We start from the raw sequence: 21,286 nt of genomic DNA, 5'->3' as shown, positions 1-21,286 counted from the left end.
ACCTGATCCCAGGTGGGCTTTTTTTTACTGGCCAGCCAAGTACTCCTGCTGTTCCTCTTTAGGAACAGTCCCTGCAAAGGCCTTGTTGTTGCTCTGATGCAGCAGACTGAAATCAAGGAGTACCGATATGAAGCGCTGGATGCAAAAGAGAATGGCTCCCCGCCTTGGATTCATTCTCGGGGTCAGCGGTCTTCTGGCTTGCGGCCCTGTTCAACACAACAAGGAACAGACTTCGTCCCCCCTTGTCACCGATGTGGCTCATACCATTGCCAAACGTCAATCGATCGGAAATTGCTGGCTCTATGCGGCCAGCACCTGGCTGGAATCGATGGCGCTCCGTCACCAAAACGAAACGCTCGATGTCTCGGAGTCCTATTGGACCTGGTGGCATTTTTACAACCAGCTGGTGGCGCCGTCCACCATCGAAGAGATTGCAACCGGTGGCAGCTGGGGCTTGGCCCGTTCGATCATTTTAAAGCATGGCATTGTCAGCGAAGGTGATTTTCTTCCCATCGAAACGGCTGCCGAGATGTCCCAGCGACAAAAACTGGCGGTCGATTCCATCAACGAGCAGTTGACCACTGGAGCGTTAAAAGACCCGAAAGCGCGCACGCCTGCGAAGGTGCGTGAGGTTCTTGATGATGCCTTTGGCTCCGACATGGCGGCCGCGCAACGACTGGCGATACCAGCCACCGAGAAGATCATTCGGGTTCTGCCGAGCGGTCAGCTCGTTTCGTTGCGTGACCTGCTCGATAGCCGCTCAGCACAGGCCTGGGTGGAGGTCCCGTTTCCGCGCATATTTGGGGAAAAAGCCGTGCCCAGTGCGAGCACGCAAAATGCCCGTCGTCAGCTTTGGACCCGGGTCTTCCGCGCCTTGAATGATGAACAGCCGGTGGTCATCCGTTTGATGATCGACTTCAATGCGCTGGATGCCAAGGACGGGACTTTCAAGGGGCAACGTCTGCACGAAAGCGGAGCGGGCAGCCAGGGAGGACATCTGACTGTCCTTGAAGATTACACCGTTACGGATGTGCCCGGTGTCGGCGCGATCGGTCGGGGCGAAGTGAGCGAGGAACTGCAGGAACTCGCGCTCAGTGGCATCCTGGATAAACTGGTCGCGAAAAATTCCTGGGGCGTGAACCGTCCCGACCGTGGCATCAAGGATGGTATCTCACTCTTTGATCGCAGCTACCTTGAGGATCAGTTCGCCTGGAAGGAGGATGATGAGGATCCTGAAAGTCCTGTGCACTGGTACACGACTTTGGGAGGTTTCGTTTTACCTCCCGGCTACTGAAGGTTGCCAAGTTCACTGATGGAAAAAGAAAGGTCATCCACCCGAGGGAGGATGACCTTCACGAATAGCGGGATTATTCGATCAACGCGGTTGAGCCGTCCGGCAGAGGATGACACTCCAAGGCCATGGATAAGGACATGGTTTGGGTGTCGGCGCTGGGGTCGGTGTCACCGTTGGCGTTGGCTTGGGTGTTGGTGTCGGCTTCGGATCAGGAGTCGGGGTCGGTTTGGGTGTCGGTGTTGGAGTCGGAGTGGGCGTCGGGGTCGGCGCAGGCTCCTGCGCAGCCAGATAAGGCTTGAACCAGCACAGAGGACGGAAGCCGGCGGAATAGCCTTCGGATTGATTACAGGTGTATTGCACCGCAGCTTCCTCGGCATCCTTGCTGTTGCGGAGGCTGCCCAGATCGCGACCTGGGATCACATGGGTGTCCCATTCCTTGTTACAGATCGCGCCGGCTGTATAAGTATCCAAACGGCATTGACCCGCGGGATGGGAATTGTAGGTGCGGCTGACGACGCTTTTATCCGGCGTGGAGAAATCGGCTTTGGTTCCCCCCAGAGCAGCGAGCAGATTGGCCAGCGAATGTCCGCCTGCTGTCATACGATAGCAGAGGTTTTGATCCTGTTCCGATTCCCAGGCTTTATCGCAAAGGGCTTTGGGTATGGCTTCGACCGTATCGCGAAAACCGGCGTTGGTGGCATGATCATCTCTCCAGAGCTGCCGCCCGCAGGAAAGCGTCGCAAAATAATCCGATTCGCCTTCATTGGCAGCCCACGAGGAACTATAAGGATAACCGCCGAGGTGGTGGCCGATTTCATGGCACAGCACGAGCGCAAAGCCATCGCGGGTGATTTCCGGCCGGCGGGCAAGACCACCATACATGTTCACCTGCCAGGTGGAGCCGGTCTGCATCGCACTGGCATTCACCGTGCTATCCGACCAAAGACGATTCACTTTCAAAGTGCCGCCAAAGCTGGCGACGATAGGCTTATAGTAGGCTTCCGCCTCATCAATCACTTGATTGAAATCTTCCTGGGTGATGCCTGCCGCCCGCAGCAGTCCATCTTCCTTCCAGAGATCGTTGGGAGGCAAAAAATCGGCCTGGGCCTGGGACGCGGTCAGGATCAGACCGGCTAACGCTGCGGAGGTTCGTCTTGCAAGCATCATCAATTCCCTTCACTTTCTTAGATTTTATTCATAATTCCAAGCATAGTTGGTTGGCTGGCCAGTTCAATTTCGAAATTATTAATCAATTGACTTATTATTTTGGGCTAACAAGACAGAGGAAGATGAGGCGGGAATGATCCTGAACCCTGGTGTTTTTCAGCAGGCATCATGCTTTGAACGGAGTACACATGTTATCTGAATCGAGGATGTTCAAGCATTGATGGCCGTCGAACGCTGTGTTTCACGCTCAAATTTGATGAAAAGGAGGGCACAGTCGTCACTGATTCTGGCATTTTTCCAGCAATGCTCCAGATCGCGCTTGATGGCCGCCATCATGGACTGGGGATCCGACCCTTCCGATTTCAAAAGGCGGGCGGCGAGCTGCTTTTCACGGAAGGTGTGACCTTCGGGCCCCTGGTTTTCGAAGAGTCCGTCTGTATAAAGAAAGAGAGTTGTGCCGCCTTTAACCTGAAAATTCGTGTGCTCGAACTCCGGAGCATCGACAACGCCCAGCATATTGCCCCTGCAGATCAGAGGAATCAGCGCACCATCCTGCACGAGATAAGGTGGGCGATGGCCGGCATTGAGGAAGGTTCCTTCCCAGCTCACGAGATCCACACAGACAAAGGCCATGGTCATGATGCGATCGGTTTTTTCACCGGTCAGACACACGACGCGGTTCACGGCCTGGGCGATGGTTTCCAATGCCTCCTGCCTGGTCTGCGCGGAGGATCGGACGACATCCACCAGCGATTGAATGGCTCCGGATACGGCGGCCGTAACCAGCGCTGAGGGGATGCCATGCCCGGTGACATCGCCCATGAACACATAGAGTCGTTGTGCGGTCTCATCATGAAAAACGCCATACCAGTCCCCGCCCGTGGTATCGGCGGATTGATATAGACTGGCGATCTGAACGCCAGGAATCTCCTGCTGACCGTGAATCAAAGCATCCTGAACGGCACGTGCCTGCTGAGCCAGCTTTTCACTTTCCTCGATCTGCTGTTGAGCCAGTATCTTCTGGTCACGCTCCGAATTGATTTTATCGCCCAGGGAAAAGGACAGCAGCAGAACTTCCAGGGCCGAGCCGAACTGCACGCTGTAATCGAAGAACATGGTTTGCGGCAAAAGGCCATTGCGATTGAACGAGAACAGCATCCCACCGAGCATGACGCAGGACCAGGCGAGGAGCAGGCTGAATGTCTGACGATCGCGCTGCTGTTTATAAGCCAGGACTGTGACCAGCAGACCCGATGCAATCATGAGACCAGCAATTGTGACCAGTGCAACCTGGTTGAAGATGGGATTGTCATAGAGATAAAGGCTCGCGGTGAACGGAACACAGAGCACGCAGAGCCGCCGCAGCATCCTGAGGCACCAGCTCTGATGAAAACTCTGGACGAAGTTCATGACAAAGAGCCCACCGAAGAGGAGCACGCCATAGGCAAAGGTATTGCATGTTTCCGCGGTCAGTATAAAAGGGGGCGGGGACAGCAAAGCCAGCCAGTCACGCACCCAGAGCATCATCAGCGTCATGGAGAGGACATAGCAGATGTAATAGAGATAGCTGCGATCGTAGGTGGTGATAAAAAGAAAGGCGTTGTAAAAGAACATGCTCAGCATGATGCCGAAATAGAGCGACTGCAGGACCGTATCCAGAAAATAGTGGGCTTCAAAGGACGTGCGTCCTTCCAAAGTCACCGGCACACTGCTCGTGGTCTGGAAGAGAAAACGCACGAGGAGTTCCCTTTGCTCACCTGGGTTCAAGTCCAAAGGAATATTATAATAACGCTTGGGAATAGGCCGACCCTCGACGCCTTCACTCCGATTCATCGTATAAAGATGTTCAGGACCATTCGGCCCCAGTTTCCAGATCGCGATCTGAACGAAGGAGGCATCCGGAAAGGACAGAATCCAATTCCTCTCCGTGGAGGCATTTTCCACGTCCAGGCGCATCCAGAGAGGCTGCTTCAGATAACCAAAATTCGGCGTCGACACCTGGGAGCGTGTCCATGCATTCGCGGGCAGATTCATAACCGTGTCCGCTGTCCAGTTCCCCTCCTGATCCACCACGTAGTCCAGCGCCTGTCCCACCAGCGTGGAAACCTCCGGTTCCTGCAGACGAAACGTCGCCGCTGCGGACTGAGCCGGGACACTCAGCAGCGTGAGCAGGATGAGAAGTCGGGTGAACAAGGGGCACCTGTCGCTGGTTGCATGGGGCCGTATCCGGAACGGCTGATCCTTCATTATCGGTTAACCCAGGAGCGGATTAAGGGCTTCTTTGCAGGATTTTCATTGAAGAAAGGGTAAAGAAGACGGTATCTTGGGACGCGAACAGTCCCCCAACGCCTGACAGGAGGATTCATGCCATCACTTTCACCGGCAGCGGAGCGCAACAAAGGGCCTATTTTTGAGATTCTGAATCCCCTCCTTCCGACCGGGGCCCAGGTTATGGAAGTGGCGAGTGGCACAGGTCAGCATGCGGATTATTTCTGTGAGAAAAGACCGGATCTTCGCTGGCAGCCGAGTGATCCCGATCAGGCGAGCTTCGAGAATATCATGGAATTTTACAGGGCGCGGAAAAGCGAAGCCTTTCAGGAGCCCATTCGCTGGTCGGTCTTCGATCCTCTCCCGGAGCCTTTGCAGCGAAGCTTTGATGCTGTTGTGAATATCAATATGATTCATATTTCGCCGTGGGAAGCCTGCCTCGCTTTGCTCGATCATTGCAAAATTTGGCTGGCATCGGGTGGTCTCCTTCATCTTTATGGCCCTTTTATTCTCGGCGATCGACCCACAGCTGCTTCGAACCTCGCGTTTCATCAGTCCCTGCAGGCACGCGATCCGCGCTGGGGATTGCGGGAGCTGGATCAGGTCGTGGCCGCCGCCGCCACACGGGGTCTTCTGTGGAAAAAGACCATTGATATGCCGGCGAACAATGTGTCCGTGCTCTTCAGCGCGCCCAGGCGGGATTTTCCATCACGGTGAAAAAAGACAAGGTCCCATCCGGCCATGGCTATTAATCCGCTGACAATCTAGCTGCTTTCGTTTACTATCAGAAGGAATACAAATTTCACAACGAAATGCCTGTAAACCCCGGTTGATCCGAGGCTGGGAAACCTTTCGCCTCTTCTGTGATCAATAACAGTAGGGATAACACGAATGCGTGCTGCCTTTTCCCTCGTTTTGTTATCGGCACTGGTTGCGTCCTGCTCGCAAGACTCCGATCTCTTCAAACAACTTGTTCCGTCATCGGCGGATCATTCACAAGGCCAGGATAAAGCAGACTCTCAGCCCGGCTTCCCTGCCCGGGGTGATGCCGATTTGAGTCAGCCCGGTGGCAAACGTTCGCTGTCAGCTGGTGAACATCATAGCTGTGTGCTGTCGGATGGAGCGGTTCATTGCTGGGGTTATGGCCTTGCCGGTCAGCTGGGGCAGGGTGATTCTCAGAATCAGGCGGAGCCGGTGTTTGTGGAGGCCCTGGGGCTTGATAATATTGCCGTCGCCTCGGGCGATCTGCATACCTGTGCGATCAAAGTTTCGGGTGAAGTTTATTGCTGGGGTTATAACCAAACTGGAGCGGTCGGCAATGGAAAATCCGGTCGTGAATATGCGTTCAGTGGTCAGGCCAAAGGCAATAACGTCACGCAACCGGCACGCGTTCAGGGCCTGAATGGTGTTTCCATCATGCAGGTCGCGGCAACGAAAACCACGACCTGTGCCCTGGCGCAATCGGGTGACGTTTACTGCTGGGGCAGTGGTTCAAGCTATGAGCTGGGTGATGGACAGATGGAAAGCCTGCAAAACCGCTATAACCATCACACCGGTGTCGCTCAAAAAGTGACGGTGCTGACGGAAAAAGCCCGATCGATTCACGCCGGTGATCAGGCGTTCTGTGCGGTGATGGTGAGCAATCGCATCAGCTGCTGGGGCAAGCTCACTCTGCCCACGGAGAAGGATTATCCCGTGGTGGACCTGAGCTCCGGTCGCTCCACCCTGAGTCTGACCATGGCGGATCAGCACGCATGCTTTATCACCGATGAAAATGAACTCTACTGCATCGGCGATAACTGGTACCAGCAGACCGGCCTTTCGAGTGTCGTGAGTGCCTGGACGCGGGTGGACGGGGAATCCTTCACACGTATTTCCACAGCCCGGAAAACCACCTGCGGCATCACTCCAACCCGGACGGTACGGTGCTGGGGCGTTTGTCTGCATGGGCTCTGCGGCACTCATTTTGCGGCGAAGCTCGTGAGTCCCACCCAGGCTCAGAACGTCTTTGCCTACACCACGCAAAAATCCATAGAAATCGAAGGCATCAGCGGCGCCGTGGAAATCTCCGTTGGCGCGCGGCATGCCTGTGCTCTGCTCGACAGCGGCACGATTCGCTGCTGGGGCAATGGCTTTCTCGGTGAACTTGGCCATGGGGAGAGCCACAGTTCCGCTGAGCCGCTGGCTGTGAATCTTTAACCTCTGACAGGAAGTTATTCCATGATGCGATCCTTACGTCGTTGGGCAACGGCTGCTGTTCTTTTGTTGTCCGGAAATCAACTGATGGCGGCTTCAGCGCCGTGCAGCGCCTGGTGGTGTCAGCCCGCTGTCACACCGGAAAAGTTGAACAGGGCTCTGCAGGATTTGAATGCGTGGGTGACGGAGGAGGCTCGCAAGGATGTCTACTACACGCGGGATTTGCAGCCGATGCCGATGGATGAGACGCTGAAGGCTTTCGATAAAAATGGTTACAACAACATCTATGGCTATGGTTACCTGCATTGGGTTCTAAAAAAGTCGGCGAAATTCGTGAGCCTGCTTTATCCCGGATATTTTATAACCGTTCTGCGGGTGAACACCAACCATCCCTACTCCAATCCCACCGGATCGCATGATGCCCATGGCAATGGCCTGGACGTGGATATGGGTTATATCCTGACCCATCCGAATGATGAATCCTCGGCGATTGATTTTGAGGCCCAGTTCTGGTTTGTGTATATGCTTTACACCGAGGCCCGGGTGGTCAGCTCACATCGCTATTCAGGTTTCAGTTACATTCATGAGATGGAATCATACCTGGACAGCGCGATCGCGCGGGCGATGATTCCCAAACATTTTCGTTTCAGCGGCATCACGGATCCCTGGGAATTCAGCCACATTTCGCATTTTCATTTCGGGATGAATCCCTGCAACAAACCTGTCACGCGAACCGCAGTCGGGCCACGCTGCACGCCATAAGGCGGCCGTGGCCCTTGCTTGCTATCGAGCGCTCACTTCCGTGTCCTGCACACCAAAATCATGAACCGTCGGGCAGTAGGCTGTGATCATATCCAGGAGAATGAGTGATGCCGCGCCCTGACGTTCCAGACGCGGGCTGCCGCAGCCGCCGGTTTCAAAGAGCACCAAATCTGTTCCAGCATGATGACTGCTGATCGAAGTGGTAGGACCATCGCAGACATAGTTGTTGGAACTGCTCAGTGTCTCCGCCCCTGCCTGTTCCAGAATATTAAAGATTGACTCGCTAAACGTGACGTTGCGTACCTCCCGACTGGTCACGGTGCTATCGGCATCGGCTCCGTATTGGTTGGTAATGATCACCTTGTCCAGAAAAAGTTCGCAAGTTTCCAGGCGAACGTGTTCCGGCGCCGTATAACCGGTGGCGTTGGTTTTGGTGATCAGCGCTGCTTCCTGAGCGAAAGCCAATTGAGCCAGGAGCCCCATGGTGCAAACGATAATGCCGTTGATTTTCATAGCTAGTCCTTAATTTCATGGGTAAATGGTGTCGGGCACGCAACCCGCGAATGCGTGGACTTTAAACAGGTTGCGGAGGGGAAGTCCAGCAGACGTTTCTTTTCAATGTGATGTTGCGTGTCGATCGAGACACTTTTTGTGATGCCGTAGCAAAGGATATGTAGGAGTTTGAGCGTCTGGATGAATGGTCAGACTTGCGTTCAAGAAGCTGGAAGGTCTGATTCGACGGCTGTGGTCTGGGCAGGATCATCAACCTTCATGTAGCCAGATGTCTCTTACAAAATGATTCAAGCCTCGACAATGAACAGATTTGCGGCACGCAGGCCCAGCATCAGATAAGTGGCAGCTGCCATCAGCCCGAAAATAAAGCTACCTGCGACGGCTACTGGCGCATAGATACCGGCATGAACCAGGGCGAAGGCCGGTGAAGATAGAAGGATTACCCAGGGTTTTTCTCATGAATTGCATGAGAGCTCCAAGGATGGGCACTTTGAAAATGATATCCTCTGTCACCGGCAAGCATGCGGCGGCACTTCCTTCCAAGCGCGCCGCCCACTGCCAGCATTTCATCCTATTTTCGTCTATATGCGTCGTAAGAATCGAAATCGCGCTGTGTCCATTGGTCTTCTCTCTCAAGAAAGTCTCTGACGTCTTGGTGAAACTCGTCATCGCAAGCGACCAAACACGCAGCAATGGTGCCTTTCACGATAATATCAACAACATCGCTGGTTTCGTAATTCCTGAAATATTCATACAGCGCGCTCAAAGACTCCGGATTTTCGCGAGCATAGTCTCGTAGCATTTCCAGCATGCCTTCGTTGCTCCAACCTGTAGCTGGTTTCTCCGGCATAAGACTTTCCAAAAATCTTATAACATCTGGCCTATTGTCCATATGTGACTAACTCTCCGAAAATTTAGCAAAAATTGACCTTATTTTTCCATCCTTATAATACAAGGTAAACGGAATACCCTTGTATACGCCCTGAAGGACGCCAGGAGGATTCGGTCCAGCTTTCATAATAGCTTCTTTTGCTGCTGTGGCAATATCCTCCGGAGTGAAACTTTCAGGCCAAAGGGTTTTAATGTGCCTGATACGACGGCCGTCGCTTGTAGGCAAAGAGATTTGTGCAGCATCCGAATTAATAAACGCTTCACGAGGAAACTGAACCTCTCGAACTCCATTAGGAAGTCTTCGCACCAATAACTTATTTGGATCAAGATTACGTTCGGAAAATGTTGACACCTCTACTATGTCATAAGAAAGGCCATGTTTCTTATTGCGAAAAATGAATTCGTTCAATCCCTTTTGGGTATGCAAACCGCCTGCAAGTTTAGTGGCTCCAGCGACATCATAAAGTTCTCCTCGAAGAACATGTTTGTAACCAGACAGGCTCCAATACTGCCCTGCATTGTTAACGATCTCTGTGAAAATCTGCCTGAAACACTCTTCTTCGGAGGTATCAGCAAAAGCGATAGAAACGCCAAAGATCAAATCAATTGCATTGGTTCGAGACGTTTGGTGTGTTGATGACAGCAGCGTGCAGCCGTAAGACAAGTCGAGGTCTCTTAATACCTCTTTTACTTCGTTCTCTTTAAGATCCGGTATTTTTCGACGCCCGCTTTCCAAAGTATCCGCAACAAAACCAGCAATTCGGCCAACTTTTGTTGTTACTACACCTGCAGCTTCGGCTAAAACTCGCCAAATTTTTCCGCTGCCAATAACAAGGCCTGCTGCGGTTGCAACTCTGCCCGCAAATGTCAGCTCCGATCCATCGCAGTAGTCCCTGCCTACGGTGATTTCATACCAGTCAGCAAATTCCCCAGATGCACCTACTTTCGCCAAACACTTCGTAACGTCCTTGACTGCTTCGATTGCACCATCAGCAATTGACTTGAGGCGATTATGAACAGCAGATGCCTCTTCAGGAAGTTTTAACAAAGTCTGATGAAATGCAGTGCCCAGGAACCTGACCGCCTCAAGAGCAAGTCTTTGCTTCTCAGTGAGCGTCCCTTCCCATTTTTTCAGTTCATCGTCCAGCGCCATAGCCTGAGCCGGAGCATTCGGCTTGATGTCATCCCTAATGGTTTTCTTGATGTCATCTGGCACGGGACTATCGAGAGGATAGCCGTATTCATCTAAGTTGAAATCCACTTTAGAAAAATAGTCCTCCACCTTGTCAGTCGCGCTCTTAAAGTCGACGAATGTTTCCTGACTCAGAGGATCCTCAGATGCAAGGCTTCGGCCGAACACGGGAAACGTATATGTAAGGCCAAGCACAGAAGTCAAAAACCTGCGTTTGTCGGTCGTGTAGGATGCATCAAAAATCACCTGGTACTTATCGAAGAGCCCTAAATAAAAGCCGCTGGAATTTGGATCAAGTGATGGTGAAGGATGAACGATCTCTTCGACGGCGGCTGCCTTATAGTCGTCGTCCAGAGGTAGAGTTACACCCAGTTTTCCAGCAACAGCGAGAACTGTTCGATAAATATCATCCAGAGACTGAGAGACAGCGAGAATGAAATCCCTTATCTCTTTCTGGATTCGGTCGACTTCGTCCTTCAGCTCTTTGATAGTGTCAGATTCGCCACAAACCCTGGCAAGCTCGGCAAAAGCCTGTGGATTAAGCTCCAGGATTTTTTTGGATGTGATGCTCGATACCCTGCCCTTGCACTGATCCAGTTCTTTTTCAGCACCAGCCAATTTTGCTTTTACATCCTTGATTTTTTCATCAAGCTTCTTGGAATCGGTGTTATCCTCGAGGATAAAATAGTCGCCGTCAGAATGAATACTGCCACCGTTTAGGGTGAATTTGCAGTCAATACGCTTTGGGTCATTGGCACATTGACGATTTGGAAGGTCAGAATAGATAAATTTTTCTTTCGGGACTGTTCCCGAGGGACAGCTCAAATATGGCTTCATATAATCATAGCCATTTACAATTGCCGACCACGGAACTGTCTTGTTGCTGGTAAGGCTGGAATTGACACAAACTGCTGAACCAGCCTGTGCCAATGAACCCCCACTGGCTTCGTAAACACCCTGCGAACTCCTAAGAACTATCACACCTGCCTTCCAAATCGGCCCAACATCTGTACACGCTCCATGAGGGAGCAACGTCCACCCATGAATTTCCGAGCTGGCGGCTTCGATTGTTTGTCCAGTGTAAGGATCCTGTCCAACTGGCCAATACCTGTTACTATAATCGACATGGGCCAAGGTAAGGTAAAGATCAAACGGCTCGAAGTTACAAATGTTCCAACTGTTTGGAACCTCGTAGGGATCGCCAATGTGGGCTAGTTCTGATTTCTCCTGCGCAACCTGACCACAGGAAATCACAAGTAAGAATGTTGCCCAGAAAAATATTGAAGGCATCCTGGAATGCACCTTGATCTTCCGGTTATAGGCGCTCATCATTCCACTCCAACTCTGGCTTTTTGATCGTTCAACCATGGACGAAGTCCTTTGACTGTCTGGATCTTTTGTAGGTTCGCTATCTCAATCGCCTTTTCAAAATTCGAGATGCACTCACGTTTCTCCAGCTCGGTTGCAGACGGCGCACAAATATCCCGAGGTGCTGGATCTGGGCAACCTTGGCAGAGATTAGGTGTGCCTACTTTTGTATCGGCGATTATCTCCCACCAGACTTCAGCAGCCCTTCCAAGCTCCTTGAACATATAGATAGCCTGATCCCATCGCTTACCGGCTTTCTTAAACCAACGCTCCGGAATTCCGACAAAGTTCAAGCTCATTTCGGGCCACTTCACATTCGATACCTTGAATTCAGGAAGCTTTGGCCCTTTTATTGAGGCGGTTTTCTCCTCCAGGTAGTCCGTCGAGAAAACCTTGGGAAGAGACTTGACATCATCTTCCAACCTTTTGATTTCGCCCTTGATGTTCTCAATCACTTTACCAACCGAATCCACTCCATCCTGGATGGCCTGTCCAACTTTATCGACAGCTTTCTTCAGCTTCTTGCAGCAGCTCACCTTAAGCTTTTCAGGCTCAAAATCATTTCCGAACACTGCGTTCAGATCAATGATAGGACCCTTTTCCAGCGCTGCAATGGCTAGCCCGCTCGATTTCAGACGACCAAGGTGGATTCCCACGGGCACTCCGTCCTGACTTAATAGGCGGCCTGACTGCCCATGCCAGCTGGGACAGTGGTAGGCCATGAACCCCATTGCGCTTTCGATATAGGCTACGCGGCATCGCTTTTTCAGTTCGCCATCCAAAAAGCCAAGGTGCGGTGATTTCATGGTAATATGCCTGCCTTCGCCAAAAACATTCTCATTGAGGCGGACAATCAGCAGGCGCTCACTGGTCTGAAACAGATCCGATCGCGCGTCTTCCGAAAAGTCGCGAACGCTTTCAATTTTTTTCGATCCAATGTTTTCGAGAGAGACGTTTTCATAGGGCTCGGAAACGCAATGGTTTGGCAAAAGGATTTCATTTCCCGAAAAAACTGTTGCAATACAAGCTCTGCCGTCGACCAGCGCACGAAACATTTGCTGATCAGGTGCGGCGGAAACTGCACCTGATCCAGCCATCAGCATCAATGCCATCAACATCGCTTTCATATTTCTACCCCATCAATCTGCTTGAGCATATCCTGGGCTTTGGCCAACGAGGCATCCAGTTTAACGGATTGCTCGAAATCAAGGTTTGTTGGAAGTGTGTATCGTCCTGAGGGAGTCATTCCTAGCTCGGCCAGACAGAAGGCTTTGAGTTTTTCATAAAGATCCGTCTTGACTGGGTCGAGCGTGGTGGAATTCAGTTTAAACAGTCTCGTATGGACGTTCCGCGTCCTGGTCAAGTGAAAGGATCGCTTGCCGTTCACTGTGAAAATTTTTGAATTATCAAGCTCCCTGGCCATGTCCGCCGCGGCAGAACCCAGGTTGTCGATGGCATCATTTTTCTCGGCCTCAGCCACAAACTTAAGGGATTTGATCGGGGCTATTAGAGCTTCCAACTGCTGTCTATAGGTGGCCGAGAATTGCAGAGTTTCGTTCACTTTTCCGGCGCGAATGTTGGAGATATTTCTGGCAGCCATCGAGGTTGCAAGGCGCCGGACCTGCTTGACCAAATTTCTCTCGGCAGTAATGTCATCGATATGTTTGAGAAACTGATCGAGATTAATAGCATCAATCGCTGCAGAGGCCTTGTTCAATTCAGCCACTGTTTGAGAAAGAGAAATGACAACATCGAACTGAAGGAATGTGTCGCAAATATCCGAAGGAATGGCGGCAGGCATAACGGAAAGAACAGCCTTCTTCGCTGCTTCAAAATTTGCTGCCAAAGCATCTCTATTGGTTATGACGGAATTTTTCATTTCGTCAAAATCTGGAGGAAGACTCCAGTTTTTAGTGAGATAAGTAGCCTCATCCCTCAAGCGGCTCATGGATTCCACATTGCTCAATAAGGCAGCCAGCTCTGTCTGGAATATATTTTTCCCACAACTGCTGCCTACTTTTAACGAGCGGTAGTCTTCCATCAGCGACCTAAACGCTGCAGGATCCGTCGTTGTTTTCATCGCCTGATACGTCTCGCTCATCCACTTCGAGAGCTTGTCCATATCGGCGCTTTGTTGGGCAGCACGTTTGATGAATATAGACAGGTTTGACTGAAGTGAATTGGCCTGGCCCTGAAATTCAGAGCTGATCCTCTGCCATGAATTCGCAACGCGAGTGGCCTGGATATCGATCCTCTGAATCTCTTCTTTTTGGCGCTGAAGCTCGCTTCTTCGCGCCATAAGATTAGCGCTCTCGTCACCCTTTGACGGTGAAGAAATTGTCATCCATGTAACTGCTGCCACATACATCAGTTTTTTCATAGGCTGCCAGACCTCCATTCGCTCCGTTGGGTTTAATCCAGCTTGGAAATCAAGCGCTTGAGAGCATTCGAGACCGATATGGAAGTGGCCTTGAGACGATCAGATTCGGCCTTGAGGAATTGATTTATTTCTACCAGTTCAGACTTTTTTGCGACTGTGCTGGCATCCAGGGCCTCGGACACTTTTGTCACACTTTCGACACAAAAGGCATCATTCACATTCGCTTCGCACTGTTCTGCAACCTTGGCAACTTCGCTGAGATCGCTTTTCAATCTAGCGAGATCATTGATCGAGCTTTGATAGGATTCAATGATGCCAGGAATTGCCGCCAGACGTGTCGTGTCATTGACTGATAAGCTCGCAGCATCTGCCGCTGTCAGAGCATCGAGTTCCTGCTGTAGACTATTGACTTCAAAGACCAGACCGTTCGCCAAATCTTCGATTGTCGCTGGTGAATCCTTGATGACCACCCATTTGGCAGGAAGTTCAGCAGCTTCATCGACGCTCGTCTTAAGGTCCGCAAGCTGAGTATAACTATCGCTCAAAAGACCTACTATGGTGCGCAGCATATCAACATCTGGAACCGATACGTTGCTGATGACTTCCATTCTGCAGGTTGGTTGATAGGTTGCACTGTAGTTGATTTGTGGAGAGAAGACATACGTTGATGCGCCAAGCGCTGTGTAGTTTACTGACTGGCGAATTTTTTCAGCCACAGCCTGGGAAGACGCTAAAAGCATCTGATGGCTGGTGCCAACGGCAAGGTCCACTGGGGTGCTGTCGGGGAAGGCAGGACAATAGAGTCGGTAGCTGAGCGTGTTTTCTATGGGAACATTAACGACATATTTGGACAAGGTGGAAGTAATTGCACTGAACGGTACGATAACTGGAGCGCCGCTGCAGAAGCGAAATGCCCCGGCTGGACCAGGCCTCTTGCAGTTGGCGGCAGATGGTTGATAAATGACCTGACCGAATAGAGATGTTGAAACCAGAACCGCAAACAGCCCGGCTGCTTTTGAAATGGAACTTTGCATGAAGGCTTCCTTGATGATTGGCGTTTAGCAGGCAAGGCGCAAGTGCCTCTGAGACTTTTTTTAAGAAAACAGTTGCAAGAGAATATTGCACTCAGCCCTATGTGAGTCATTCAGGCATTGTTAATACTGTGTGCGAATTATCTAGTCAACTGGATTTGAGGCTGGAAATAAAAAAGATGTTCCAACAATTACAGTCGTTTAAGAAAAATTAACCCGATGATTTTTCAGCTTATCCTGTCCGCAATATCCAGCCGACACCTGAATCATTCGATTGACCACACAGCTGGCTGGTGGTAGAAGTGCGCCGAAATCACCAGCTCCTGTCGATTGGGGCTGGCACAAACAGGACCTCGCGTTAACCTCTCCTAAGAAGGAAACTAAACCTTGAAAAAGCTCCGCGTATTGGCAGTTTTGACCGCAATTGCAGTCCACGCTAGTTCATCCATGGCAGCAACTACGAGAGTAGAGCAGAATGTAGGTGAGCAGTACACATATGCGCCTGATCAAGACTTGATCGCCACGCTTTCACCTCTTCGGACTGGATTCTACGATCAAAATATAAATCTCCCTGAATTCAATGAGGGTGATCCGTTGGCAGCACGTCCACAAATTATGATATTCACGACCCAGCCATATACTGGTCTGTATCCATTCGACGCCGATCCTTTCGGTAAAACTGTGGAACCTCTTTCCATTCATACAACTGGCGGGCAGGGTCCTGGCCAAACCCAAGGTGAAGCACATTTGATGGTACGTCTTACTATCAGCCAGAAAGCTGACTCTGAACTTGAGCTGCCAGGAAAAAGGCTCCTCATAACCAAAGGGGAGTTCACAGTCAAAACCGACCTGGGACATTCCCGCCCAGATAGTCAAGTCTATGTCTCAGTTTATTGCGGTAGCAAACTGCTTAATGAATTGAGTTCCAACACTATTCGAATCCCAGCAGGAACCGAAACGACTTTGGTAACTCCACAGGCACAAATTAATGATTTTGACTTCGCAAATTGCCGTGAAGACGTGAACGTATATTACGTAGCGGATGCACAGAACATTCAATTTAAGAGCTTGACCTGGATGATAACAAAAGGCACAAACACTCCCGCACCAGTTGACAATCCTTCTGAAGTTCGCAGCTGCCAATATAAGCACAAGGCACCCAGTCTGGGTGGATCAGTCGGAAGAGTAACCACCAGAGATGCCTTTGGTAGATCACGGACCTGTGACTCGAACGGCAACTGGAAAATGACTTGCAATGACAACAGTGGCAAGACAGACGAAGTCGGCTGCAGATAACGTCGAGAACTGGTCAACCAGAAGATATTCCTAACGCCTTTCGTTGGCGCTGTTACAAAATAGCGAATTCTTGCGATGACAGATGGCCCATTTGATTGCCTGCTCGGTATCGCTATTGGATGGTGGAACGCACGGAATTTCCAGGAACGGCTTAACTCCGGCCATCGCTTAAGCGAATAATTGATGGCTTTAAAAGAGGGAATTCGATTCCACATTACGTTGCCCATCGTCGCTTTACTGAACTTCAGGTGCATGGAGGGGGAACACTCCAGAGCCTATAGGGGCTATTGCTCGCTAAGCACACTCTCAGCAAGTAGGTTAAAAGGAAATTGCGCGTTATCAAAACGTGTGGACGCTGCTCATCGACCTCGTCTGGATGGCTGGTGATAGCTCAGACAGAGGCAGCATGGGGATGGTGGATCCGCCTGCAGAGACTACAACGGGGACTGAGTCGCTCCGATGGGACGTGAATTCTCTGGTTAGTTTCCTGATTTTCTGCTTGAGTGGCCGGGAACGTGCTTTCATCTTGAATTCTGCATAATAGTGGAGACAGATGACCATCGACTTCCCAAGCCTCCTGGCCTCCCATCGCAAATTTTTTTGGACGCTGCGCACGGACCTGAGCTTTGACTATTTTTCTTTTCAGGAGGAAGGGGCCGGTTCCCTTCTGCTCATTGGCATGCATCTTTCGGAATCCATGCCCTGGCTCTGCGCCAGAAACCCGCTTTATCTTGCCAAGGCCCCAGGGCTCATCGACGCTGAATCCAAACGCATCCTCGGCAAACGCTTTCGGATCGACGCAGATTGTTCCACACCGTCGCTGCCGCAAAGGACCCTTGATACCCTATCCCTGGTGCTGCAAACCGTGGCGGATACGGGCCACTGTTTTCACACGGAGTCCGAGGTTCCGCCTATGCAGAAGACCCCCGGCAAACTTCTGCCGCGCCCACTCACAGCCCGAGCCCACGTGGCGCTGGATGGCATGGAATGGACTCTGCATGCCCGCAACTTTTCCGAAGTGAGTCAGTGCCTGCATGCCGAACTTGCTCTCGTGTTTGGTCTCAGCCAGCTCCTCAGCGGCTTGCCGCAGCGTCCCGAAAAGCTGCAAACCTTCCAGCTGGAAACCACGCTGAAACCTTGCAGGATGTGCGCTGCCTTTCTGCATGTCGTGCGAAAAAAATGCCGCACGTTTTCCGTCAGCTATGAGAAGGACGATCCAGGGCGGCTGGCTGCTCATACCCTGCTGGATCGCTTTGGTTACCAGTCGAACGCGTGAGATTTCTCCGCGGTACAAGCTGGTGCCAAAGCTCCCGACCCTGGCGATCCACAAAAACGAGCGAAGCCCTGTCGGCCTCGAGGGTCAGTTCGGTAAAACCGATTTCATTGGTTCGGAAAAGGGAGGGCTGGGCACTGGGCATGACGTGTTTCCGAATTTCTGCACCGTGTCCGACGATCGCAAAGGTCATCCCATTCCAGGGCGCGAAGACTTCCGCATGATGCTCATGACCCGCAAAGAAAAAATCCACCGGGTGACGTTCCAGAAACGGAAGAAAGACCTTTTTCATTTCCTTATGATCGCCGCGCAGGCCGGTGGACCAGAGATGGTAATGGCAGCAGAGGATTTTCCAATCCGGGGTGTCTTCCGCCAGCTCCGCGGCCGCGAATTCCAGAGCCTCGTGCGGATAAGGAAATTCACTGCCCGCCGCGGTCACGTTCAGGACGATGATTTTCACAAACCTGTCTCGAATGACATAACTTGGGGCCGGCAGCACCCAGCCGCCTTTTCCCTGACTGAGGGCATTCACCTCGCGGCTGTACCGCAGCTGTTCCGTGATGCGGTCCTCATCCATATCGTGATTGCCGGGTGTTTGATAAAACGGGACGCCGGCCCGGATCAGCTCGGCGAAGGGCTCTTCAAAAATTCGCTTCATGATATCCGGGGTGGTGGCGTCGTACTGGTTATCGCCGGTTGATAACGCAAAACGAAAGGGATGGAGCGCATGCCGCCTGGCCATGATGCGACCCAGATCAAACTGTTCGGCGTTGCCGCGTCCGGCATCGCCGTAGATGGCGATATGAGTCCCAGCTTTCTGCATGCGAAAACGTCCTCGCGAAGGGTTGGCTTGTAATGGTGTGATGATGAGAAACTTTACTGTGCAAAACCTGCGTTTCGCAACGAAAAAGCTTGTCAGTCTCTTTTTAACCACCACGTCCCAAGCGCGAGGAAACGCCGTTTTATTCCTTAAGGCAGAGCGTGGCCGAAATCAGATTGTCGAGTCCGAAGCGATCCAGGTTGAAGCTGGTTCCTCCATTGACGGTCGAGCCGCCCGTTCGCTGCCAGACATTTTTTGCAAAGGAAAGGCCTGAACCATAGACATAGACCGTGTTGCTCCCCCTGAATCCAGGGTGCTCAAAGAGCACCGCGTAGTAGCCGTCCTTGACCCAAACGCTGCTGACCTGATCACCCCAGCCGCTGGCCAGGTTGTAATCAGCATTCTGATTGGCCTTTTGTTCCAAGACAGTCCCGCCACGGTTGGGCTCCTTGTAATAGAGGCACTCCGCGGACAAAGCCGGCTGGGCAAGAAAAATGAGTAGAAAAAAACGCTTCATGAAAGGACCCTTTCCTTATTCAAAACAAGCCTTGAGGGAGCCGCTGTTGTCGCCGAAGGCATCCTTCTTGTCGTTGATGATCATGTTGATTTCGGAAATCTTATTGAACGTCATATTAGCCTTCCATCCGGTCCAGGCACCCCAGGCGGTGGGGCTTTTCCTTGTGGCGATCAGAAGGTGTCCCAAATTCAGGCTGTTCACCATCCAGTTGTTGGGTTTGAAATTGTCGGGATGGCCGGCGGGGCCAACCATCTTGCTGCCACCTGCCAGAGCGGTCCAGGTTCCGGTTACAGATTTCAGTTTGGAGCGCGGCCGGATGAACGAGAAGGGCTGATCCTTCTTTTTGGGGGAAAGCGTCACGCATTCATTCGTGATTGCCTTCAGCATGGCGGTCAGGTCCTGAAAAAGTGCGGTCTGCGTTCCCGTGATCTTCTTTTTCACACCTGCGATTTGAAAGCTCATGGCCGGCACGCCAAAATTAATCTGATAGACCCGGTTGATCAGAGGATCCAAAAATTTCTGACGTATGTAAGCATCATGATCGGCTTTCAGCGAGGCCAGCGTGATGACCTTGCCCGGTTCATTGAATTGGCGTGCGGTCCACTGGTCGAGCAGATCATCATGATATTCAGCACCAAAGGCATAGGCCATGGACTGGATAAAGACGATGCGGTCGAGGGCCTGGGCTGATTTCAAAAATTCCTGCAGTTCAAGACTATGCGGGCGCAGGCTGCCATCCCGAAAGCGTTTCGCGAAAAAGTTGAGTTCCTCTGGAAACGGCGTGCGACTCCAGGCCGCGGAGAACGATCGAATGACGATATCCGCGCTGTCCAGCTTGGATTTTTTAAGAGCGTCCACAAATTTTTGTTCCAGCCAGGCCGTGGTGCAGGTGCTGCCCTGGACGCGACATTCATTGCTAAGCTGGGACAGAAGACTCGGTGTGATGTCGATGCCGTGAACATCGTGATAAATTTTCTCAATCTCGGTCTCATCGAGATTGCTCGCCGCGCATCCAATGGAATAGAGCCGCGCCTTGGGTTGACCCGGCACGTAACTCCGGACGAGGTAATCCAGAGATTGATCCGTTACTTCATGCAGGGAGCTGGGGATTTTGCCAAAGAGCTGAGCGGCCGACGCGCAGGAAAACTGCACCAGCGTATCCTGGTAGGCCTTAAGGCGCAAAAGAGGAACCGGCCGAGGCTCCTGATTGATGATGTGATAGGCATCGCTGGCAAAATCAGGACGTGTGGCACTCTCGCAGTAAAGGACGGGCTGTTCCTCGATCTTTCCGTTCACATAATCTTCAAATTCAGGAAGGGAAGGATCGAGCGTCTCGAGTTCACCCGTAACGGGAAGCCCAAAGGCCGCCTGCAGGCGATCATCCGGCGCCTGGCAGCTCAAACGGAACGCGCGACCACCCGTGAGGAGCACGCGGCTGACCGAGACTTCATTGTCCTGCACTCGGAACAGGCGTGCATCGAAAGGCAGAGTCCTGGGTGTGGCCTTGGGAATGGAGAGATCCTGGGGCAGAGCCTCGGCTGTGTCGAAGCAATGGAGAGCCTGGATGTAGTCCCCACCGGGGATATCCGGAAGGTTTTCCTTGAAGATCGGAATCATGGGATCCGGGCCGGCGAAGGTTTCGAGAATATTCTGACAGCCGACTTCAAAAAGATTTTTGTCGAGCGGGCTGAAAATATTGAAGCGGACCAGAACATGGCTCTTCTTTTTCGTTTGATCGATCACGCGATAGATCTGACTGAAAAGCGGAGACTGCTGGTTGTCGCCATTCAATGCATCACAGCGGAGGAAGGGCTGCTCCGAGATTTTGAATGCGGCCTCAAGATCCTGCTCGTGGATGGGTTCGATATCGCCGGTCCCCAGGAACACATCACCGAACGAACGCACGACAGCCAAGGGATCACGGCCTTTGCAGGACACCGCAAAACCCTTCAGGGTATCCTGTTTCACACCGTTCGCATCGGTTTTCGTTTGCCTTATGATCACCACGGGAAAGCCTGCCTTGGGCAGTTCGCTGAAGGAGGCGCTGGTTTCTCCGACCAATTTAAACATGCGAACTTCGAGGCGGGTTGTGTCGATGGCGGCCTCGTCCCACGTGATGGTGGGAGCCGCCGACTGCTCGGCATTCAGGATGGACGGAGTATCCTGTTGTTGTTCTGTCCCACAACCTGCGGCGAGCAGAAGAAGAGCAAACCTGGTAGAGTGTTTTGGCCATGGCCTGAACATGTCGTTGTCCTCGTATAAGAATGGGCGCTGACGGATCACGCCCCCCAAAGCAATAGAAGTGCCACAAGGCAGCA

At 51.9% G+C, this 21,286-nt stretch carries 17 protein-coding genes; 6 read left to right on the top strand and 11 right to left on the bottom strand.

What is annotated here, in order from left to right:
* The first annotated feature begins 127 nt into the window (after positions 1-127).
* Positions 128-1,294 (top strand): hypothetical protein, encoded by a 1,167-nt coding sequence (locus OLTU_RS23310; RefSeq protein WP_141735153.1) that lies wholly within the window; start codon positions 128-130, stop codon positions 1,292-1,294.
* 81 nt (positions 1,295-1,375) lie between these two features.
* On the opposite strand, the gene OLTU_RS32050 is transcribed toward OLTU_RS23310, so the two are convergent.
* Both OLTU_RS32050 and OLTU_RS23300 read right to left on the bottom strand, forming a co-directional pair.
* Entirely contained in the window at positions 1,376-2,461 is a 1,086-nt protein-coding gene (locus tag OLTU_RS32050) for a hypothetical protein (protein WP_176736887.1), read from the bottom strand.
* A 210-nt stretch (positions 2,462-2,671) separates the two neighbouring features.
* Positions 2,672-4,654 carry a SpoIIE family protein phosphatase gene (locus tag OLTU_RS23300; protein WP_176736886.1) on the bottom strand — a complete coding sequence of 661 codons (1,983 nt, stop codon included), beginning with the start codon at positions 4,652-4,654 and terminating at the stop codon, positions 2,672-2,674.
* A gap of 171 nt (positions 4,655-4,825) precedes the next feature.
* Between OLTU_RS23300 and OLTU_RS23295 the strand changes: the two genes are divergently transcribed.
* The 3 genes from OLTU_RS23295 (at position 4,826) to OLTU_RS23285 (ending at position 7,687) form a co-directional block, all read left to right on the top strand.
* Positions 4,826-5,446, top strand: coding sequence for a DUF938 domain-containing protein (locus OLTU_RS23295; RefSeq protein ID WP_141735151.1), 621 nt, complete (start codon positions 4,826-4,828; stop codon positions 5,444-5,446).
* A 174-nt stretch (positions 5,447-5,620) separates the two neighbouring features.
* The gene (locus tag OLTU_RS23290; RefSeq protein WP_141735150.1) at positions 5,621-6,928 is read left to right on the top strand and encodes an RCC1 domain-containing protein; all 1,308 of its coding nucleotides are present in this window, start codon (positions 5,621-5,623) and stop codon (positions 6,926-6,928) included.
* A gap of 21 nt (positions 6,929-6,949) precedes the next feature.
* Positions 6,950-7,687, top strand: a complete 738-nt coding sequence (locus OLTU_RS23285; protein WP_141735149.1) for a hypothetical protein — start codon at positions 6,950-6,952, stop codon at positions 7,685-7,687.
* Between the two features lie 21 nt (positions 7,688-7,708).
* Here OLTU_RS23285 and OLTU_RS23280 read toward each other — a convergent pair whose 3' ends face one another.
* The 6 genes from OLTU_RS23280 to OLTU_RS23255 all read right to left on the bottom strand — a co-directional run bounded on the left by OLTU_RS23280 (position 7,709) and on the right by OLTU_RS23255 (position 15,065).
* The gene (locus tag OLTU_RS23280) at positions 7,709-8,200 is read right to left on the bottom strand and encodes a hypothetical protein (RefSeq protein ID WP_141735148.1); all 492 of its coding nucleotides are present in this window, start codon (positions 8,198-8,200) and stop codon (positions 7,709-7,711) included.
* 571 nt (positions 8,201-8,771) lie between these two features.
* Positions 8,772-9,050 (bottom strand): hypothetical protein, encoded by a 279-nt coding sequence (locus tag OLTU_RS23275; protein WP_141735147.1) that lies wholly within the window; start codon positions 9,048-9,050, stop codon positions 8,772-8,774.
* 48 nt (positions 9,051-9,098) lie between these two features.
* Positions 9,099-11,651, bottom strand: coding sequence for a hypothetical protein (locus OLTU_RS23270; protein WP_141735146.1), 2,553 nt, complete (start codon positions 11,649-11,651; stop codon positions 9,099-9,101).
* Positions 11,612-12,778 carry a hypothetical protein gene (locus OLTU_RS23265; protein WP_141735145.1) on the bottom strand — a complete coding sequence of 389 codons (1,167 nt, stop codon included), beginning with the start codon at positions 12,776-12,778 and terminating at the stop codon, positions 11,612-11,614. Before OLTU_RS23265 ends, OLTU_RS23270 begins: the two co-directional genes overlap by 40 nt.
* Positions 12,775-14,031 (bottom strand): hypothetical protein, encoded by a 1,257-nt coding sequence (locus OLTU_RS23260; protein WP_141735144.1) that lies wholly within the window; start codon positions 14,029-14,031, stop codon positions 12,775-12,777. The genes OLTU_RS23265 and OLTU_RS23260 overlap by 4 nt, the downstream gene beginning before the upstream one ends.
* A 32-nt stretch (positions 14,032-14,063) precedes the next feature.
* Entirely contained in the window at positions 14,064-15,065 is a 1,002-nt protein-coding gene (locus OLTU_RS23255; protein ID WP_141735143.1) for a hypothetical protein, read from the bottom strand.
* Positions 15,066-15,449: 384 nt separating this feature from the next.
* Here OLTU_RS23255 and OLTU_RS23250 point away from each other — a divergent pair, with 384 nt between their 5' ends.
* Positions 15,450-16,358, top strand: a complete 909-nt coding sequence (locus OLTU_RS23250; RefSeq protein ID WP_141735142.1) for a hypothetical protein — start codon at positions 15,450-15,452, stop codon at positions 16,356-16,358.
* 553 nt (positions 16,359-16,911) lie between these two features.
* On the top strand, positions 16,912-17,634 hold the full coding sequence (locus tag OLTU_RS23240) for a Bd3614 family nucleic acid deaminase (protein ID WP_141735140.1): 723 nt from the start codon (positions 16,912-16,914) through the stop codon (positions 17,632-17,634).
* On the opposite strand, the gene OLTU_RS23235 is transcribed toward OLTU_RS23240, so the two are convergent.
* From OLTU_RS23235 to OLTU_RS23225, 3 genes are all read right to left on the bottom strand, one after another.
* Positions 17,555-18,454 (bottom strand): metallophosphoesterase, encoded by a 900-nt coding sequence (locus tag OLTU_RS23235; protein WP_141735139.1) that lies wholly within the window; start codon positions 18,452-18,454, stop codon positions 17,555-17,557. The two genes, OLTU_RS23240 and OLTU_RS23235, sit on opposite strands and share 80 nt — an antisense overlap.
* A 139-nt stretch (positions 18,455-18,593) precedes the next feature.
* Complete coding sequence (locus tag OLTU_RS23230) at positions 18,594-18,968, bottom strand: peptidase inhibitor family I36 protein (RefSeq protein WP_141735138.1); 375 nt, start codon at positions 18,966-18,968, stop codon at positions 18,594-18,596.
* Between the two features lie 15 nt (positions 18,969-18,983).
* Entirely contained in the window at positions 18,984-21,212 is a 2,229-nt protein-coding gene (locus OLTU_RS23225; RefSeq protein WP_141735137.1) for a hypothetical protein, read from the bottom strand.
* Between the last annotated feature and the right edge of the window lie 74 nt (positions 21,213-21,286).

It is taken from the genome of Oligoflexus tunisiensis (genome assembly GCF_001748245.1).
GTDB lineage: Bacteria > Bdellovibrionota_B > Oligoflexia > Oligoflexales > Oligoflexaceae > Oligoflexus > Oligoflexus tunisiensis.
This window is presented reverse-complemented; position numbering and strand designations above follow the sequence as displayed.

Excerpts from the sequence above, each read along its gene's own strand:
- OLTU_RS23310 (WP_141735153.1), top strand. The coding sequence starts at position 128 with ATGAAGCGCTGGATGCAAAAGAGAATGGCTCCCCGCCTTGGATTCATT.
- OLTU_RS32050 (WP_176736887.1), bottom strand. The coding sequence starts at position 2,461 with ATGATGCTTGCAAGACGAACCTCCGCAGCGTTAGCCGGTCTGATCCTG.
- OLTU_RS23295 (WP_141735151.1), top strand. The coding sequence starts at position 4,826 with ATGCCATCACTTTCACCGGCAGCGGAGCGCAACAAAGGGCCTATTTTT.
- OLTU_RS23290 (WP_141735150.1), top strand. The coding sequence starts at position 5,621 with ATGCGTGCTGCCTTTTCCCTCGTTTTGTTATCGGCACTGGTTGCGTCC.
- OLTU_RS23285 (WP_141735149.1), top strand. The coding sequence starts at position 6,950 with ATGATGCGATCCTTACGTCGTTGGGCAACGGCTGCTGTTCTTTTGTTG.
- OLTU_RS23280 (WP_141735148.1), bottom strand. The coding sequence starts at position 8,200 with ATGAAAATCAACGGCATTATCGTTTGCACCATGGGGCTCCTGGCTCAA.
- OLTU_RS23275 (WP_141735147.1), bottom strand. The coding sequence starts at position 9,050 with ATGCCGGAGAAACCAGCTACAGGTTGGAGCAACGAAGGCATGCTGGAA.
- OLTU_RS23270 (WP_141735146.1), bottom strand. The coding sequence starts at position 11,651 with ATGGTTGAACGATCAAAAAGCCAGAGTTGGAGTGGAATGATGAGCGCC.
- OLTU_RS23265 (WP_141735145.1), bottom strand. The coding sequence starts at position 12,778 with ATGAAAGCGATGTTGATGGCATTGATGCTGATGGCTGGATCAGGTGCA.
- OLTU_RS23260 (WP_141735144.1), bottom strand. The coding sequence starts at position 14,031 with ATGAAAAAACTGATGTATGTGGCAGCAGTTACATGGATGACAATTTCT.
- OLTU_RS23255 (WP_141735143.1), bottom strand. The coding sequence starts at position 15,065 with ATGCAAAGTTCCATTTCAAAAGCAGCCGGGCTGTTTGCGGTTCTGGTT.
- OLTU_RS23240 (WP_141735140.1), top strand. The coding sequence starts at position 16,912 with ATGACCATCGACTTCCCAAGCCTCCTGGCCTCCCATCGCAAATTTTTT.
- OLTU_RS23235 (WP_141735139.1), bottom strand. The coding sequence starts at position 18,454 with ATGCAGAAAGCTGGGACTCATATCGCCATCTACGGCGATGCCGGACGC.
- OLTU_RS23230 (WP_141735138.1), bottom strand. The coding sequence starts at position 18,968 with ATGAAGCGTTTTTTTCTACTCATTTTTCTTGCCCAGCCGGCTTTGTCC.
- OLTU_RS23225 (WP_141735137.1), bottom strand. The coding sequence starts at position 21,212 with ATGTTCAGGCCATGGCCAAAACACTCTACCAGGTTTGCTCTTCTTCTG.